Annotated in this window: 13 protein-coding genes and 1 tRNA gene; 2 read left to right on the top strand and 12 right to left on the bottom strand. The window is 48.7% G+C overall.

Going from position 1 to position 14,156, the window contains the following annotated elements:
- Positions 1 to 50: 50 nt before the first annotated feature.
- The 8 genes from JOY44_RS11400 to JOY44_RS11365 all read right to left on the bottom strand — a co-directional run bounded on the left by JOY44_RS11400 (position 51) and on the right by JOY44_RS11365 (position 8,875).
- Positions 51 to 124 (bottom strand) — tRNA-Pro (locus tag JOY44_RS11400).
- A 105-nt stretch (positions 125 to 229) separates the two neighbouring features.
- A complete protein-coding gene (locus JOY44_RS11395) occupies positions 230 to 2,065 on the bottom strand; it encodes an ABC transporter ATP-binding protein (RefSeq protein ID WP_171573898.1) in 1,836 nt (611 codons plus the stop codon).
- A 104-nt stretch (positions 2,066 to 2,169) separates the two neighbouring features.
- On the bottom strand, positions 2,170 to 3,243 hold the full coding sequence (locus JOY44_RS11390) for an IS630 family transposase (protein WP_171571797.1): 1,074 nt from the start codon (positions 3,241 to 3,243) through the stop codon (positions 2,170 to 2,172).
- Positions 3,244 to 3,359: 116 nt separating this feature from the next.
- Complete coding sequence (locus JOY44_RS11385; protein ID WP_171573897.1) at positions 3,360 to 4,484, bottom strand: tetratricopeptide repeat protein; 1,125 nt, start codon at positions 4,482 to 4,484, stop codon at positions 3,360 to 3,362.
- A 184-nt stretch (positions 4,485 to 4,668) separates the two neighbouring features.
- A complete protein-coding gene (locus tag JOY44_RS11380; protein WP_171573896.1) occupies positions 4,669 to 5,997 on the bottom strand; it encodes a M16 family metallopeptidase in 1,329 nt (442 codons plus the stop codon).
- A 155-nt stretch (positions 5,998 to 6,152) separates the two neighbouring features.
- A complete protein-coding gene (locus JOY44_RS11375) occupies positions 6,153 to 7,445 on the bottom strand; it encodes a M16 family metallopeptidase (protein WP_171573895.1) in 1,293 nt (430 codons plus the stop codon).
- Positions 7,446 to 7,692: 247 nt separating this feature from the next.
- Entirely contained in the window at positions 7,693 to 8,718 is a 1,026-nt protein-coding gene (locus tag JOY44_RS11370; protein WP_171573894.1) for an ABC transporter permease, read from the bottom strand.
- A gap of 10 nt (positions 8,719 to 8,728) precedes the next feature.
- Positions 8,729 to 8,875 carry a hypothetical protein gene (locus JOY44_RS11365; protein ID WP_203032015.1) on the bottom strand — a complete coding sequence of 49 codons (147 nt, stop codon included), beginning with the start codon at positions 8,873 to 8,875 and terminating at the stop codon, positions 8,729 to 8,731.
- 45 nt (positions 8,876 to 8,920) lie between these two features.
- Here JOY44_RS11365 and JOY44_RS11360 point away from each other — a divergent pair, with 45 nt between their 5' ends.
- Positions 8,921 to 10,276: a cytochrome P450 gene (locus tag JOY44_RS11360; RefSeq protein ID WP_171575926.1), complete on the top strand. Its 1,356-nt coding sequence runs from the start codon at positions 8,921 to 8,923 to the stop codon at positions 10,274 to 10,276.
- An 8-nt stretch (positions 10,277 to 10,284) separates the two neighbouring features.
- Here JOY44_RS11360 and JOY44_RS11355 read toward each other — a convergent pair whose 3' ends face one another.
- A complete protein-coding gene (locus tag JOY44_RS11355; protein ID WP_171573893.1) occupies positions 10,285 to 11,901 on the bottom strand; it encodes an ABC transporter substrate-binding protein in 1,617 nt (538 codons plus the stop codon).
- A gap of 276 nt (positions 11,902 to 12,177) precedes the next feature.
- Here JOY44_RS11355 and JOY44_RS11350 point away from each other — a divergent pair, with 276 nt between their 5' ends.
- Entirely contained in the window at positions 12,178 to 12,660 is a 483-nt protein-coding gene (locus JOY44_RS11350; protein WP_171573892.1) for a hypothetical protein, read from the top strand.
- Positions 12,661 to 12,751: 91 nt separating this feature from the next.
- On the opposite strand, the gene purN is transcribed toward JOY44_RS11350, so the two are convergent.
- From purN to rsfS, 3 genes are all read right to left on the bottom strand, one after another.
- Positions 12,752 to 13,393: a phosphoribosylglycinamide formyltransferase gene (gene purN, locus JOY44_RS11345; RefSeq protein WP_171573891.1), complete on the bottom strand. Its 642-nt coding sequence runs from the start codon at positions 13,391 to 13,393 to the stop codon at positions 12,752 to 12,754.
- A 7-nt stretch (positions 13,394 to 13,400) separates the two neighbouring features.
- Positions 13,401 to 13,610, bottom strand: a complete 210-nt coding sequence (locus tag JOY44_RS11340; protein WP_203032014.1) for a hypothetical protein — start codon at positions 13,608 to 13,610, stop codon at positions 13,401 to 13,403.
- A gap of 64 nt (positions 13,611 to 13,674) precedes the next feature.
- Positions 13,675 to 14,100, bottom strand: coding sequence for a ribosome silencing factor (rsfS, locus tag JOY44_RS11335; RefSeq protein ID WP_171573890.1), 426 nt, complete (start codon positions 14,098 to 14,100; stop codon positions 13,675 to 13,677).
- Positions 14,101 to 14,156: the final 56 nt, after the last annotated feature.

Genomic DNA, 14,156 nt, shown 5'->3' with positions numbered 1-14,156 from the left:
TGTAGAACATCATTCGCTTTCAGTAGCCTTCGAGCCAGCATTTATAACAATCGGGATGACAGGATTCGAACCTGCGGCATCCTGCTCCCAAAGCAGGCGCGCTACCAAGCTGCGCTACATCCCGTAAAAATTCACTTTTCATAGTATACCTTGCTTTTACCACCTTGTTACGAATGAAGGCAGGGAATCAGTACTTTTACGTTCTTAGGGAATCAGTACTTTTACGTTCTTATTGATAGCCGGCTGCTTGCAGAAAGAACAAATGAGCATAGCGTCCCTTAGCTTTTAACAGTTCTTCGTGGGTTCCAGCTTCCAGGACTTCTCCGTTTGCCAGCACCAGAATGCGATCTGCCATGCGAACGGTAGAAAATCGATGAGAAATCAAAATAGCCATTTGATTTTGAGTCATGGCACGAAATCGATCAAAAATTTGGGCTTCAGCTGCCGCATCCATTGCAGAAGTTGGTTCATCTAGCACTAGAATGTCGGCTCCAATCCGCATGAATGCGCGAGAAAGGGCGATTTTTTGCCATTGTCCACCGGATAGTTCTCGCCCGCCTTTGAACCAACGTCCTAGGCGGGTCCAATACCCTTCGGCAAGTTCAGAAATCGCGGGATGCGCCATGCCTTTTTCAGCAGCAATTTGCCACCGCTGTTCATCTTGTAGGGCGGTGACATCGCCTGCCCCAATATTTTCGCCTACAGTAAATTGATAGCGAACGAAGTTTTGAAAAATCACACCAATCCGTCGCTGTAAGGTCAGCAAATCCCATTCTTCTAAGTCACGCCCATCTAGCAAAATTTTTCCAGAATCGGGAGTGTAAAGGCGGGTGAGCAGTTTAATTAAGGTGGTTTTACCGGAACCATTTTCCCCAACGATCGCCAGTTTTTCTCCTGGTTTGAGGTGAAAGGACACATTTTGTAGCGCTGGTTTAGGGTTGCCGGGATATGCAAAGCTGACATTTTCAAATCTCAAGCCATCGGTTGGCAGTGCTCCTTGGGTAGCGCTGCCTAAGGAGTCAAAGATTGGTTCTTCTAAAAACTCATATAGATTGGAAAGATAAAGGCTATCCTCATACATGCCGCTGATGTTCGTTAGCAGGTTAGAGAACGTTGTTTGCCCTTGGCGAAACACTACCAGATACATGGTTAGGTCGCCTAAGGAGATACGTCCCGCGATCGCTTCTAGCGCAATCCATACATATGCCGCATAAAATGCCAAGGTGCTCAATAAGCCTAGTAAATAGCGCCACACACTGCGGCGAATAGTCAGCGCTTGATCTTCTTGAAAGAGACGCTGGAACGTTGCTTTATATCGATTTAACAGGGTGTCACCCAACTGATATAGCTTCACTTCCATCGCGCTGCTTTCATTGGAGATCAGCCATTCCAAATAGTTTTGCTCACGGGTTTCAGGAGCGCGCCACTGAAATAGCCGAAATGCCTGGTCGGCAAAGCGCGTTTCGGCGACGAAAGCCGGAAATGCAGCAACCAGCAGCAGGATCACAACACCACCCGAAAAACCGAGTAGTAACCCGCCAAAAGTCACCAGCGATAAGCCATCCTGCACTAACCCAAAACTGCGTCCGACTAGGCTTAAAGGACGGCTGGAAGCTTCTCTGCGAGCACGCACCATTTTGTCGTAAATTTCTGGATTCTCAAAGTGCGCCATGTTGAGCGTCAGCGCCTTTTCCATAATCATGACGTTGACATCTTGCCCCAATAACATCCGCAGTAGCGATTGGCAAAGCATCAGCCCTTGGCGGGAGGCAGTCAGCAGGGCAGTAATGCCAGCCTCTAGCACTAGATACTTCATAACCGACCAGCGATCGCCAATGGCTCCGGTTTGGGCTGCTAGCACCACACTATCCACAATCAGCTTGCCCACATAGGCAATCGCTGCCGGAAGTAAACCGCTAATTAGGGTTAGAACAGCAAACGTGATCGTCAGCGTGCGATCGCACTGCCATACCAGTTCTATTGCCCTGACACAATATTGATAGGTTGAAAGCGATCGACGAAACTCTTGCCATCGCCGCCGTAAAAAATGTCTTCGATGATTCATCCTTCCACAATAGCGACTGCAAGGAAGGTCTGCATGATTGCTCGGTTTGTGGCAATCAAAAAAGAGTTATACGGAATTGCGGAAGGCAGTACTTTTTGACCAGATTAAATTGCTTGAATCCAATCAAAGCCCACTTTGCCTTGAACTATCACAGGATGCTGCATCAACCATTGGCACCGCTTGACTAAGACATCCTCTAAAGCATCAAGATTGTCAAACACTTGATTAGCGATTGCTTCGCGCAGCAAAGACCAGACACATTCAGTGGGTTGCAGTTGGAGGGTATAGGGCAATAGCGGGTAGAAGAAAATGCCGGGGGGCACCTGAAGTTTTTGGCTCATATGCCACGCGGCCTGATCAACCAATAGAATGATCAACTGCTGACGATGGGGATTGACCTGAGCCGCAAATAGCTCTAACGCCATCTGCATCATGGAGACATTGGCACGGGGCAATAAAAGGAAGTAGCTCGCTCCAGTGGCAGGATGGACAAAACCATAGGTGTAGACCCATTGATAGCGGCGAGAATGATGCGCTGATGGGCGTTCTCCTATGGGTGCCCAAACCCGCCTGACAATGGGTTGCAAGCCTAATCGAGCTTCGTCTTCCGCCCAAATTACAATCTCCCGATTGGGAAACAACGAGCGCAACCACGCCACATGACCTGCTAATCCTGCTTTGAACTCTGCTTGCTGCTCAAGGGTTGCGCTTTGATGATGCACCGGACGCGGCACCTGCAAGCTCAACCCCAAACGTCGTAGATACTTCCAGGCTGTTGAGGGGTGTAAGCAAATGCCAAAGTAGGTTTCGATATACTCCCCAACTTTCGGTCCACTCCAGAGTCCGCCATCATCCGGGGCACTCTGTAAGCGTTGCCGCAATAGCCGTTGCTGTTCATCACTTAAAGCCAACCGATTGCCCCCAGGGTTCAAGCGTTGCCGATTGACTAGTCCGACCGCACCCTCGGCGTTGTAGCGACGGGCAATTTTCCGCACTCCACTACAACTGAGTCCACAAATCTCAGCGGTTTGTTCGATGCTCATCGGAGTCTTTGGATGACTGAGCAATCGAATCACCAACCAACGGTTTTTCTCGCCAGCATCTTGGCACTGAACATACCGCTGAGTTAGATCTGCGTAGTCTAGATGAGGGCTAATTTGAGTGCGGGGTCGAGGCATGGACAGAGTACCTTTTTCATCTTGCTAAATGATACTCCCCTACTCAATTCCGTATTACACCGTATGTTTGGTAACTCCACAGTGATTTTATTCAGTCCCTAATTTGACTTGCAAGCTTACTTGCGAGAAAGATTTTGCCGTTGAGAGGTATAGTCTGCCGCTTTAATGTAGTCACCGATCGCAAAACAAGCCACTTTCAGGTTACCCAACACCTGTTCTTCAACCCGAACATCATTCATCAAGCGGGCAAGGGCAAGGCGTTGTTCATAGTAGCGGATGGCATTGGTATAGTCTCCCAATGCATCATAAGCAACACCAATGCTGCCCATAGCCTGTTCTTCGCCCCGCAGATCATCAAGTTTGCGGGTTGCTTCTAACCGTTGTTCTCCACATTCAATCGAACGGGCATAGTCTTCCATTGCATAATAGGCATTCCCCAAATTTCTCAGAATTTGGCCCTCCATCCGGCTATCTTGTAATAGTCTCGCTAAGACTAATCGTTGTTGGTAATAGTCAATCGCATTGGCATAATCTCCTAAAGCGTAGCAAGCATTGCCCAGATTTTTGAGAACTTGCTCTTCTATTTGCTGCGCCCCCAGTTCACGCGCAATGATCAGACTTTGCTTTTCGTAAGAGATTGCTTGCTCATATTGACTCACTGTTTTGTATGCCAACCCTAGATTGTTGAGGGCTGCCATTTCACCGGGGCGATCGCCTACATCTTTTGCCAACGCCAAACTTTGAAGCTGACACTCGATTGCCTTATCGGGGTCTTTAAGATGGCGGTAGGCGTTGCCGAGGGTACTCAGAACAATAACTGCACTGGGGCGATCGCCGGTGCGGCGCGCATAAACTAAGGCAGACTGTGAATACTCTATCGCTTTGCTATAGTGCTTCAAGCTATAAAATGTTAAACCGATGCTACTCAGCGATCGCCCTTGACCCAAATCATCCTGAGCCTCTTGATATAACGAATAGGCTTGCTTAAAAAGGTCTAAAGCCGTTTCGTATTGGCCAGCCTGATAATTTTCTCTACCTAATCCTAAAAGTCGATTTGCCACGCTTTGAGAAGTTTCAATCGGCTCCAAAAATTCACCTTCAGCCGATTCACTTGAAAGAGGCGTGTTATCACTCGCTGGAATCACCGTCTCCCGCAAAGAATTAGAGTTTTCAGATTGATCTATGAGAACACTAGGTACTTGATCGGAATTCTGATCAAAGTAAATAATTTTGTTGTCCATCGATTAACGCCTCCCGTTTCATGCTGGCTCAGATTGCCTAGGTGGTAGAGACTCCCTATAGGTGATCAGACTAACTTGGCTAGCTAGAGAAAGTATTCGGTGATTTCCAGGCTTTTCCTAAAAACTGCTGCCGTGAGACCAGTATATTTAACGATTTCCATCGACTCAGTTGCCTCTAGTTCAGTTAGCCAACTGCACTAGCAGGTCCTACAAGAGAAACATATGGTTTCGTTAGGTACCGCCGAGCAACCGCTTGAGCCTGTTCAGCGGTAATGCTGGCGATTTGTTTCTGAAAAGTCTGATCAAACTCAATGCCTAAACCCAATGTTTCATACCAGCCAAACGTTTGTGCAATCTGTGCATTGGTCTGTTTTCCTAATGCATATTGCCCCAACATCTTATTTTTAGCGGCTTGTAACTCTTCAGCCGAGAGGGGAATAACCCCCAATCGGTCAATTTCGAATTGCAATCCTTCTAAACCGATCGCGGTATTCTCTGATGCCGTTCCCATGTAGGCCACAAATTGAGCCGTATCTAGCCGCGTTGTATAGAAAGCCGATACTTCGTAAGCTAAGCCGCGTTTTTCTCGCAATTCCACAAATAACCGACTTGATAGGCCGTTCCCCAAATGCGTATTCAGCAACTTGAGCGCGGCATAGTCGGGATGAGACTGCGAAGGAGAGCCGTGTGAAATGGGTTGGGAGCCTGGTTGCGATGGCAGACTGACTACCGCAGGAGCAAGGTATCCCAACATCAAGATAGATTGTTGGGTTTCTTGCGCCGTTGTTTTGTGTACAGGGTTTTCTAAAACGGGCGGAGATTGGAGGATCGGCAGTGGCTCATCTGGGCTTTGCCAATCGCCTAAGACGGATTCAATGAGGGAAACTGCGACCTCCGGCTGAATGCGCCCTGCCACACTAATGATCAAATTATCGGGACGGAAAAAGGTATGGTGGTAACCGAGTAAATCAGTCTGGCTTAGCTGAGAAACGGTTACTTCTGTGCCCAATCCAGACAGGGCATAGGGATGGTTCCCATACATGCTGCTTCTGAGTTGGTCATAGGCAACGGTGAAAGGCTGCTCTTGCTGAGAGCGAATTGCCTGTAAGGTTAAGCGGCGTTCTAGTTCCAGCTCTTTCTCGGGAAAGGTGGGCGATCGCAACAACTCTCCAGCCAAAATCAGCATTTCCTTAAAATCGGCTGAAACCGCTTTTAGACTAAGCAAAAAGTAATCTGTTGTGGCATCAGTTCCCAAACTGGCACCGACCGACTCTACCTGTTCAGCAATTTCTAAAGAAGAGAGTGTTGCGGTTCCCTTTGTTAACACAGCAGAGATCAAATGAGATAATCCAGCCTGATGGGCTTGCTCCCAGCGGCTACCTGCCCGGAGGAAAAGCCGAGCAGCAATAATATCGGCAGTTGGATTCTCAGTCACTAGCACCACAATTCCATTGCTTAAAGTGGTGCGGTGGACTAATTGAACAGGTTGAGAATCGGTTGTGCAAAGTGTCACAGGAAATTCCTTCAGGATAGGGGCTAAACGTTAGGGTCAAAAGCAAATGACTCAGGAGCTATTTTTGGCGAACTTCATCTAAAGAAGCAAATACATACAGCTTCCTGATGGATGCAAGCAAATGCTTACTCTATTTGGTTCTCAATTGCACTCTGCTACATGGGTTTCACAACTGTTACTGCGTAGTGGTATGGAGAAAGATATTGAGCAGCCAGTCGTTGCAGATCTTCAGGCTGGATTGCCTGAATTCGCTGAGGATAGGTGCAAACGATTTCGGGGTTAACAATTATGCTGTAGTAGCCGTAGAGTCCGGCAAGTTGACTAGGGGTTTCGGTAGAAAACGCATAGTCATTGCAGAGTAATCGCTTGCAGCGGGCAAGTTCGGCTTCAGAGATCGGAACGGATGCCAATTCTGATAGGCGATCGCAAATAATCGCTTCCACCCGTGCCAAGTCATCTGACTCTAGCCATGCAGTAATTGTAAACAAGCCAGATTCGCGCTGCACAGAAAAACCACTGCTAATTGCTTGCACCAAATCGCGTTGTTCTCGTAATTCCCAGACCAGTCGAGACGTGCGTCCTTCTGCCAACAGTACGGATAAAAGATCTAGCCCATAGGCAGCATTCAACTGGTCATCTAAGCTTTGTACCGATGAATCCATTCCAGGTCCTAGCCATGCCATCATCAGACGCGCTTGCTCAATCCGGGGCATCAGCAATTCTTTACGACGAATTTGCGTGATGGGGGGTTCTGCTTCAGGACGATGCTGCGGACAGGTTGCCCGCTCTGAAAAGTTGTGAAAGGTGCGATCAACCAGGCTTAGGGCAGCATCCTGACTCACATCACCCACGACCACAACGGTCAAGTTTTCGGGCTGGTAGTAGGTACGGTGAAAGGCGCGCATATCATCGGGCGATCGCGCCATCAACGTTTCCTCGTCACCTAAAATTGGACGACCATAGGGATGACGTTGATAAACGGTTTCAGAAAGTACTTGAAATGCTACACAATCTGGATTGTCATAAGATTGGCGAATTTCTTCTAAAACGACATCCCGCTCTCGGTCAAATTCATCATCAGGAATCGCCGCATTTAACAAAATATCTGCCAAATATGGCAAGGTTTCTTCAAGATGCTGGGCGGCGGTAGTAATGAAATAGTGAGCATAGTCATAACTGGTGGCAGCATTCGTGATCCCGCCTCGATGTTCTACCTCGCGATCAAATCTGCCGGGGGCGGTCTTTGAAGTTCCCTTAAAAATCATGTGTTCTAGAAAGTGCGCCATGCCTGACCACTCATCAGGTTCTACGACTGAACCCGCTTTGACCCACACATCCACCGCTGCAACCGGCATCGCAGGCGTATGTTGATGAATCACTGTCAAACCGTTATCTAGTCGGACGATGCTTGCGGGAAATGGCTCAGCTTTTAACAGAACTTTGGTCAATTTTTAACCCTGAAGCGTATTAGGGATATCATAACGTTGCCTTGGATCAAGTGATGGCAATGTTTAATGTCTGCTTAATGTATTGGGGCAACGAAGTACGGAGTGCAGAAGGTACGGAGTGCTAAGTGTAGAGATTAAAATCCGCCAGCAACAGTCGTCATGCAGCGTTCATATCTTAATTCTGCATAACGACTGTTGTGGACTGTAAGCAGAATCAAGTTTCAGCCTTTTCCTGTTTCCTTGGCTCTTAGTAACGAATTCTGGGATCGATATAAGCGTTGATGATATCGGTAAGGATGCTGGAAATTGCGACGATCGCAGCAAAGAAAACTACGATGCCTTGCACAGTGGGATAATCTCGCTGGGCGATCGCGCGATACAACCGATTTGCCAGCCCCGGCCAAGAGAAAGTCACTTCTGTCAAAATCGCGCCGCCCAGTAAGGCTGCAAAGGTGAGTCCCAAAATGGTGATTACAGGAATCAAAGCATTTTTGAGCGCATGGGAGACTAGAATACGAGATTCCGAAATGCCTCTAGCCCGTGCGGCTTCGATGTAATCTGCCTTGAGGGTTTGTTTCAAATTGACTCGCACGATGCGTTCAAAAATGCCGCTGATCAAAATTCCTAAAGTTAGACAAGGCAACGCCAAATAATACAGTGCTGTAAAAAACTGATTAAGATTGGCATGAAGTAAGCTATCCAAGATGTACAAGCCAGTGGGTCCATCGGGTGCAGGAATAGTGACCGGAAAGCGAGTGCCTAATGGAAACCAATTAAGCTGCACAGCGAAGACCAATTGCAGCAACATTCCCAGCCAAAACATGGGGATAGAGTAAGTGAGAATGCCAAACAGCCTGCCAGCTAAATCGAGCGATGTATTCGGACGGGAGGCCGTAATCACCCCAACCGAAACACCCACAACTAGAGCGATCGCCAAGCTACACAGCGCTAACTCGACGGTTGCTGGAAAAAACTTTTGGATAATCCCCCAAACAGACTGCCCCTGAGTGGTGAGGGAGTTACCCAAATCTAGCCGCAGTAGAGAACCTAGGTAACCCACATACTGCACCCACAATGGCTGCCCTAAGCCTAGCTGCTGCCTCAATTCATCTTTGGCGGCTTGGGGTGCCCGTGGACCGAGCAGCGCATCCACCGGATCGCCTGGAGTCGCCCGCATCAGCAAAAATACTAGAGTCGCAATCAGCCACAGCATTAGCGGAGCCAACAACACACGAGCCAAAATATAGTAGCGCAGAGAGCTAGAGCGAGACATAGATTAAGGGTTAGGAGCTAGGGAATACTTTACCGCAGCGTTGGGTACGAAGTGCGGGGTACGAAGTGCGGGGTACAGGGTTGTATCGCTTCAACTCCGCACTTCGCACCTGCCAACTCCGCACTCTCTGTTGGCGATCGCGGTTCAAATCGCTCATGATAAAGCTAAGGAATTCTGTATTGACTTTAGCCCCCAAATCCCCATGAACACGCCTCTTTCAACTCCTAATTCTTTATCTATGCCGCGCCTGCTACAACAGCTCAAATGGGTAGCTGACCCAATTGGCTACATGGAAGGTGCTGTTCGCCAGCATCCCGACATTTTTTCGGCAGGGGTTATCGGCTTTGGCAATAATCTGGTGTTTGTGAATACGCCTGGAGGCATTCAAGAAATTCTCACAAAAGATCGCAAAACCTATGCGGCACTAGGCGGTTTGAACCGAATTTTGACTCCCCTGCTGGGCGATTATTCGATGATTTTGATTGAGGGCGATCGCCATAAACGCCGTAGACAGATGTTGATGCCGTCGTTTCATGGCGATCGCATCCGCACCTATAGCCAACTAATTTGCGATTTGACTGAAAAAACCTTGGACAAAATTCCAACAGGTACGACTTTCTCAGCGCGAACTGCGATGCAGGAAATTTCGTTGCAGGTAATTTTGCAAGCGGTGTTTGGGGTGTTTGAAGGAGAACGTAGCCAGGAGCTTAAAACCAGGCTGACAAAGTTGACGGATGTGTTTGCGTCGCCATTGTCTTCTAGCCCACTTTTCTTTCCCGTGCTGCAACAAGATTGGGGAACGTGGAGTCCTTGGGGTAAATTTCTGCGCGATCGCCAGCAGATGGATGATGTGATTTATGCAGAAATTCGCGATCGACGTGCTCAGCCCCAACCCAATCGTGTGGATATTCTGTCGCTGATGATGGCGGCGATCGACGATGTAGGACAACCCATGACCGATCAAGAACTGCGGGATGAACTTGCAACCCTGATGTTTGCCGGACATGAAACCACTGCCACCGCTTTATCTTGGGCGCTTTACTGGATTCATCACCAACCAGACATTCGAGAAAGATTGCTGCATGAGTTACAGTCTGCCGATTTGTCAGACCCCATGAGCATCGTCAAACTGCCTTACCTCTCTGCCGTCTGCAACGAAACTCTCCGCATCTATCCCGTTGCCATGCTCACCTTTCCAAGAGTGGTGCAAGAGCCGACGGAACTGCTCGGCTATGCGCTGGAACCGGGGATTGCTGTCGTTGGTTGCATTTATCTGACCCATCAACGCGAAGACCTTTATCCAGAACCTCATCGTTTCAGACCAGAACGCTTTTTAGAACGGCAATATTCTCCCTATGAATTTTTGCCTTTTGGTGGTGGTGTGCGGCGTTGCATTGGCGAAGCCCTCGCCCAACTGGAACTGAAGCTGGTGTTGACCACGATTTTGATGCGCTACGACTTGGCGCTGGCAGACACAAAACCCGAATATCCCCGCCGCCGAGGAGTTACCCTCGCCCCCGCCAATGGCGTGAAAATGAAAATGATTGGCAAGGTTTAAGTCAAAAGTTAAGCTTTCCGCAGGGTGGAGAAGGGGACTTTTTGAGTAGCTTCGAGGGTGGCTCCTTGAACCATTTTTTGGGCAAACAGGTAATCTTTATTTTGCCAGAGCGGAATGAACGGCACGTCTTTGGCTAACTGGTTTTGCAGGTCGGCAAACAGTTGTTTGCGATTAGCGGGGTTTTGTTCTTTACGGCTTTGGTTGATCAGTTGATTGACGCGATCGCTGTAATAAAACGAGCCTTGCAGGAAGCTCGATCCATCTTCGCAGCCACCTTTTGCTGACCCTTTGGTACATTCCATGAACGGCTGAATGTAGTTGTCGGGATCAAGAAAGTCGGGTGACCAATCCAACAAAAAGATGGGATATGCGCCTTTGTCCAAGTTTTTGTAGGCGGTGGTAGATTCCACGCTTTTCAGATCGATTTGCATCAGATCACCCAATTTTTTGTGGGCGATCGCCCTCAGCGTCGTGACGGCTAGTTGGTCGTTGACCAGGTTAGAGCGATACCACAACTCCAGCTTTAAAGGATTTGTGGTGGAGTATCCCGCTTGAGTCAGCAGTTCCGTGGCTTTAGCAACATTGCGATCGCCGAATGCTTGAAACACTGGCTTTTGCACATCCAAATTGGTCGGAATCAAACTATAGAGCGGCTCAATTTGTTCTTGAAAAACCCGATCTTGCAGCAGCGGTCGATCCATGATGGCGGAGATCGCTTGCCGCACTTCCAGCTTATCTAACGGTGGCGATCTGAGATTCAGCGTCAAGTAATTAATCCCGCTGCCCGACTTTTCCACGACCTGCCAACCGTTTGTCGCGGCTCCAGTTTGCAAGGTGCGAATTTGACCGAGGGCAAGACTTTGGTAAGCAACATCCACCGACCCCGTGCGAAAGGCATTAAACAGGTTGGCAGGACTGGAAAAAAACTGAATGTCGATGCCCGTGTTTTCCGGTTTCTTGCCCCAATATTGATCAAAGGCATCCAGCCGCATTTGGTCGGTGCCATATTTGACCAATTTATAAGCTCCCGTGCCCACAAAGGTTTCTGACTGAAAGGAGCCTTTTTTGATCTCATAGGCTTTGGGAGAAACAGCACAAACGCCTGAAAACGCCAGCAACGCAGGGAAAGCAGCAAAGGGTTTGGTCAGTTGAATCGTTAGCTCATGAGTTGCCGTGGCTTTGACAGACTTGACCAAATCGGACAGCAGAAAGGCAGGAGAACCACTGTTTTGAATAAAGCGATTCAAGGAAAACGCCATTGCCTCAGCGTTAAACGGGGTGCCGTCATGAAACACAACCCCGGTTCTTAAGGGAATGGTATAAGTCAATCCATCACTACTGATTTTGGGCAAGGCGGTTGCCAGTTGAGGTTCTAGTTCGGTGGTGCCGAGCTTGTAGCCATAGAGGCGATCGCCCAAGTTATACAGCAAGTTACCAGCAAAAATTCCGTAAGCATCTGCCGGATCAATCGTACTGACAGAGGCAGTAGTGCCCAGCACAATCCGCCCAGTTTGATTCGCAGCACTGGGTTCAGGGGTCGAGCGGCTACAGCCAAATGCCAACCCGCAGCAGAGACAGAATAGGAGTAGTAATCTAAGGGGCGATCGCCCAAGTTGACGCAGCATCAAATCGTTGACTCACCAGGAAAAAACCTTTGCAGTTAAGCATCGCACAATTGTGCCAAAGGTTTGAGAACGCGCAAAATTTGGTAGAGATCATTATTAGGTCTTCTTTACTGACCCAATATCTCCTGGATAATCCCCGGCGCTGAGGGGCTATCAGATGAACTGAGTGCAGCGTGAATTTCCATTCCTGAAGCAATCTATTTGTCACAGAATTGCCATCGCAACCGATCACAATCAAGAGGTTGAACCTTTATTTATAGAGTTTGGCAATCAATCATGTTTCGTCCTGATGTATTTTCTAAACCAGCCGCAAAAGCGTCTCTCTTAATCAGCACAATCGCTGGTAGTGTTCTCGCCGCTTCATTCCTGACAGCACCGACCTCGTTTGAGTCACGAGCGATGCACCTGGATGCCTCTCCAACCAATGCAGACACATCTAACGTGAATCGCGGTGCTGTACTAGCGATCGCAGTGGGTGGCAGTGTAGCGCTCTACCAAGGAGTAAAAGCGAGCGTGGATCGCCGTTCGCCATCTGCCCATCGTTCCGCTGCCAATCTATCGCTTCAATCCTCCCAGGGTGTCAGTCTCAATCGGGCAAGTCGTTCCCTGCAACGCCAACTGCTGCTATTACTTCATGATGATCAAGCGACTGCCCATCGGCTATTCACGCAAGCCAGCCTCCGATATCCAGGGGAAAAACCCAACTGGTACGCTGAGAAAGTCATTTATGATTTGGAGCGCGATCGAGGAGCGCGGTAAGAATTAAGCCGCTCAGTCGTGCGGTTTATAGGTAATAAATGGCGCAAGAGGACCGAATAGTTGTGATGCGTATTTAAGTTCTAACGCCATTTTACAATCGGGCAGCGATCGCGATCGCCTGTGGAAAGATGCGATGTTCCTGCACTTGAATCCGAGCTTGTAGCGTTTCCACTGTATCATCGGGCAAAATCGGCACAGCCGCCTGCATCAAAATTGGTCCACTGTCCACTTCCAAACGCACTAAGTGAACCGTGCAGCCCGTAATTTTCACTCCAGTCTCAAATGCTTGCTGAATGGCGTGCGCTCCTTTGAAGCTCGGTAATAAACTGGGATGAATATTGATGACGCGATCAGGAAAGGCATCAATCAAACTGCTCGTCACAATTCGCATCCAGCCTGCCATGATCACCCAATCCACATCATGATCACGCAGGGTTTGGACGATCTCCTCGTCTAGCGCCTCTCGACTGCCAAAATCACGATGATTCAGTAGCACAGCAGGAATATTCCAGCGTGCCGCCCGTGCTGCTGCCTTCGCATCTGGATTGTTGTAAATCAGGACCTGAATTTTGGCGTTGAGCTGGCGGTCGGCAATTGCTTGGACGATCGCCTCAAAATTACTGCCGCTACCCGATGCCATTACACCCAGTTTCAGCGGTATCGCATTGGAATTAAAAGGCAATTCCTCATTCGGTGAGATTAAACTTGGCGGATCATTTGGCGCAAGAATCATGAAGTCTTCAACGGAGATAACGGATCATGCTGATTATGCCAGTAGTTCGGTTGCAACCCCACCACCGGATCTTCAACACTCGCCTATCAAACACCGCTAAATCCGCGATCGCCGTTACGTTGGCGTTCCCAGTCTGAGCCAGTTGAGCAAGCTGTTGCTGACTCATCCGCTGACTCGGTGCCGTTTGCAGCAATCGTTTGGCGCAATAAAGATTCAATCAAATTTAAGCGATTGCCCAGTTTGCTTACAGCGATTTTCCTTTTCTTTCAAAGGCGTAGTGATTATGCCAGCAGTTCTGCATAATCTACTTTCTCGGCATGTCCCCAAAAGGCTTCTAGATCATAAAACTCGCGCTCTTGAGGCATCATTACATGCACAATCACATCGCCATAATCTAGTAAAACCCAGCTTGCTTCTCCCTGCCCTTCCATGTGTTGAGGCACACGCTGCAAGTCATCTTCGATTGCATCGGCGATGATGTTGGCGATCGCCCGAACTTGCACCTTAGAAAAGCCCGTGATTATAACAAAATAGTCTGCCAATAGAGACACTGCCGTCGTTCTTAGCAAGATAATGTCTGCGCCTTTCCGATCTTCAGCGGCATGAACGGCGCTCAGCGCCAATTGTAAGCTTGAGTCTGCCATGGGTGCAGCCATGCCGGAAGTCTCGAGAACGGAGGTTGGGGAAGTGTTGGGAGAATTTTGCATTCAGTGTTTCCTTAATAAATAGGGTATGAATTTGAGCAGTGAGATCAGAGAGATTG

Source organism: Leptolyngbya sp. Cla-17, from assembly GCF_016807185.1.
Classification (GTDB): Bacteria; Cyanobacteriota; Cyanobacteriia; order Leptolyngbyales; family Leptolyngbyaceae; genus ULC077BIN1.
This window is presented reverse-complemented; position numbering and strand designations above follow the sequence as displayed.

Excerpts from the sequence above, each read along its gene's own strand:
- JOY44_RS11390 (WP_171571797.1), bottom strand. The coding sequence starts at position 3,243 with ATGCCTCGACCCCGCACTCAAATTAGCCCTCATCTAGACTACGCAGAT.
- JOY44_RS11365 (WP_203032015.1), bottom strand. The coding sequence starts at position 8,875 with ATGAGCGATTTGAACCGCGATCGCCAACAGAGAGTGCGGAGTTGGCAG.
- purN (WP_171573891.1), bottom strand. The coding sequence starts at position 13,393 with ATGATTCTTGCGCCAAATGATCCGCCAAGTTTAATCTCACCGAATGAG.
- JOY44_RS11395 (WP_171573898.1), bottom strand. The coding sequence starts at position 2,065 with ATGAATCATCGAAGACATTTTTTACGGCGGCGATGGCAAGAGTTTCGT.
- JOY44_RS11355 (WP_171573893.1), bottom strand. The coding sequence starts at position 11,901 with ATGCTGCGTCAACTTGGGCGATCGCCCCTTAGATTACTACTCCTATTC.
- JOY44_RS11360 (WP_171575926.1), top strand. The coding sequence starts at position 8,921 with ATGAACACGCCTCTTTCAACTCCTAATTCTTTATCTATGCCGCGCCTG.
- JOY44_RS11370 (WP_171573894.1), bottom strand. The coding sequence starts at position 8,718 with ATGTCTCGCTCTAGCTCTCTGCGCTACTATATTTTGGCTCGTGTGTTG.
- JOY44_RS11350 (WP_171573892.1), top strand. The coding sequence starts at position 12,178 with ATGTTTCGTCCTGATGTATTTTCTAAACCAGCCGCAAAAGCGTCTCTC.
- rsfS (WP_171573890.1), bottom strand. The coding sequence starts at position 14,100 with ATGCAAAATTCTCCCAACACTTCCCCAACCTCCGTTCTCGAGACTTCC.
- JOY44_RS11385 (WP_171573897.1), bottom strand. The coding sequence starts at position 4,484 with ATGGACAACAAAATTATTTACTTTGATCAGAATTCCGATCAAGTACCT.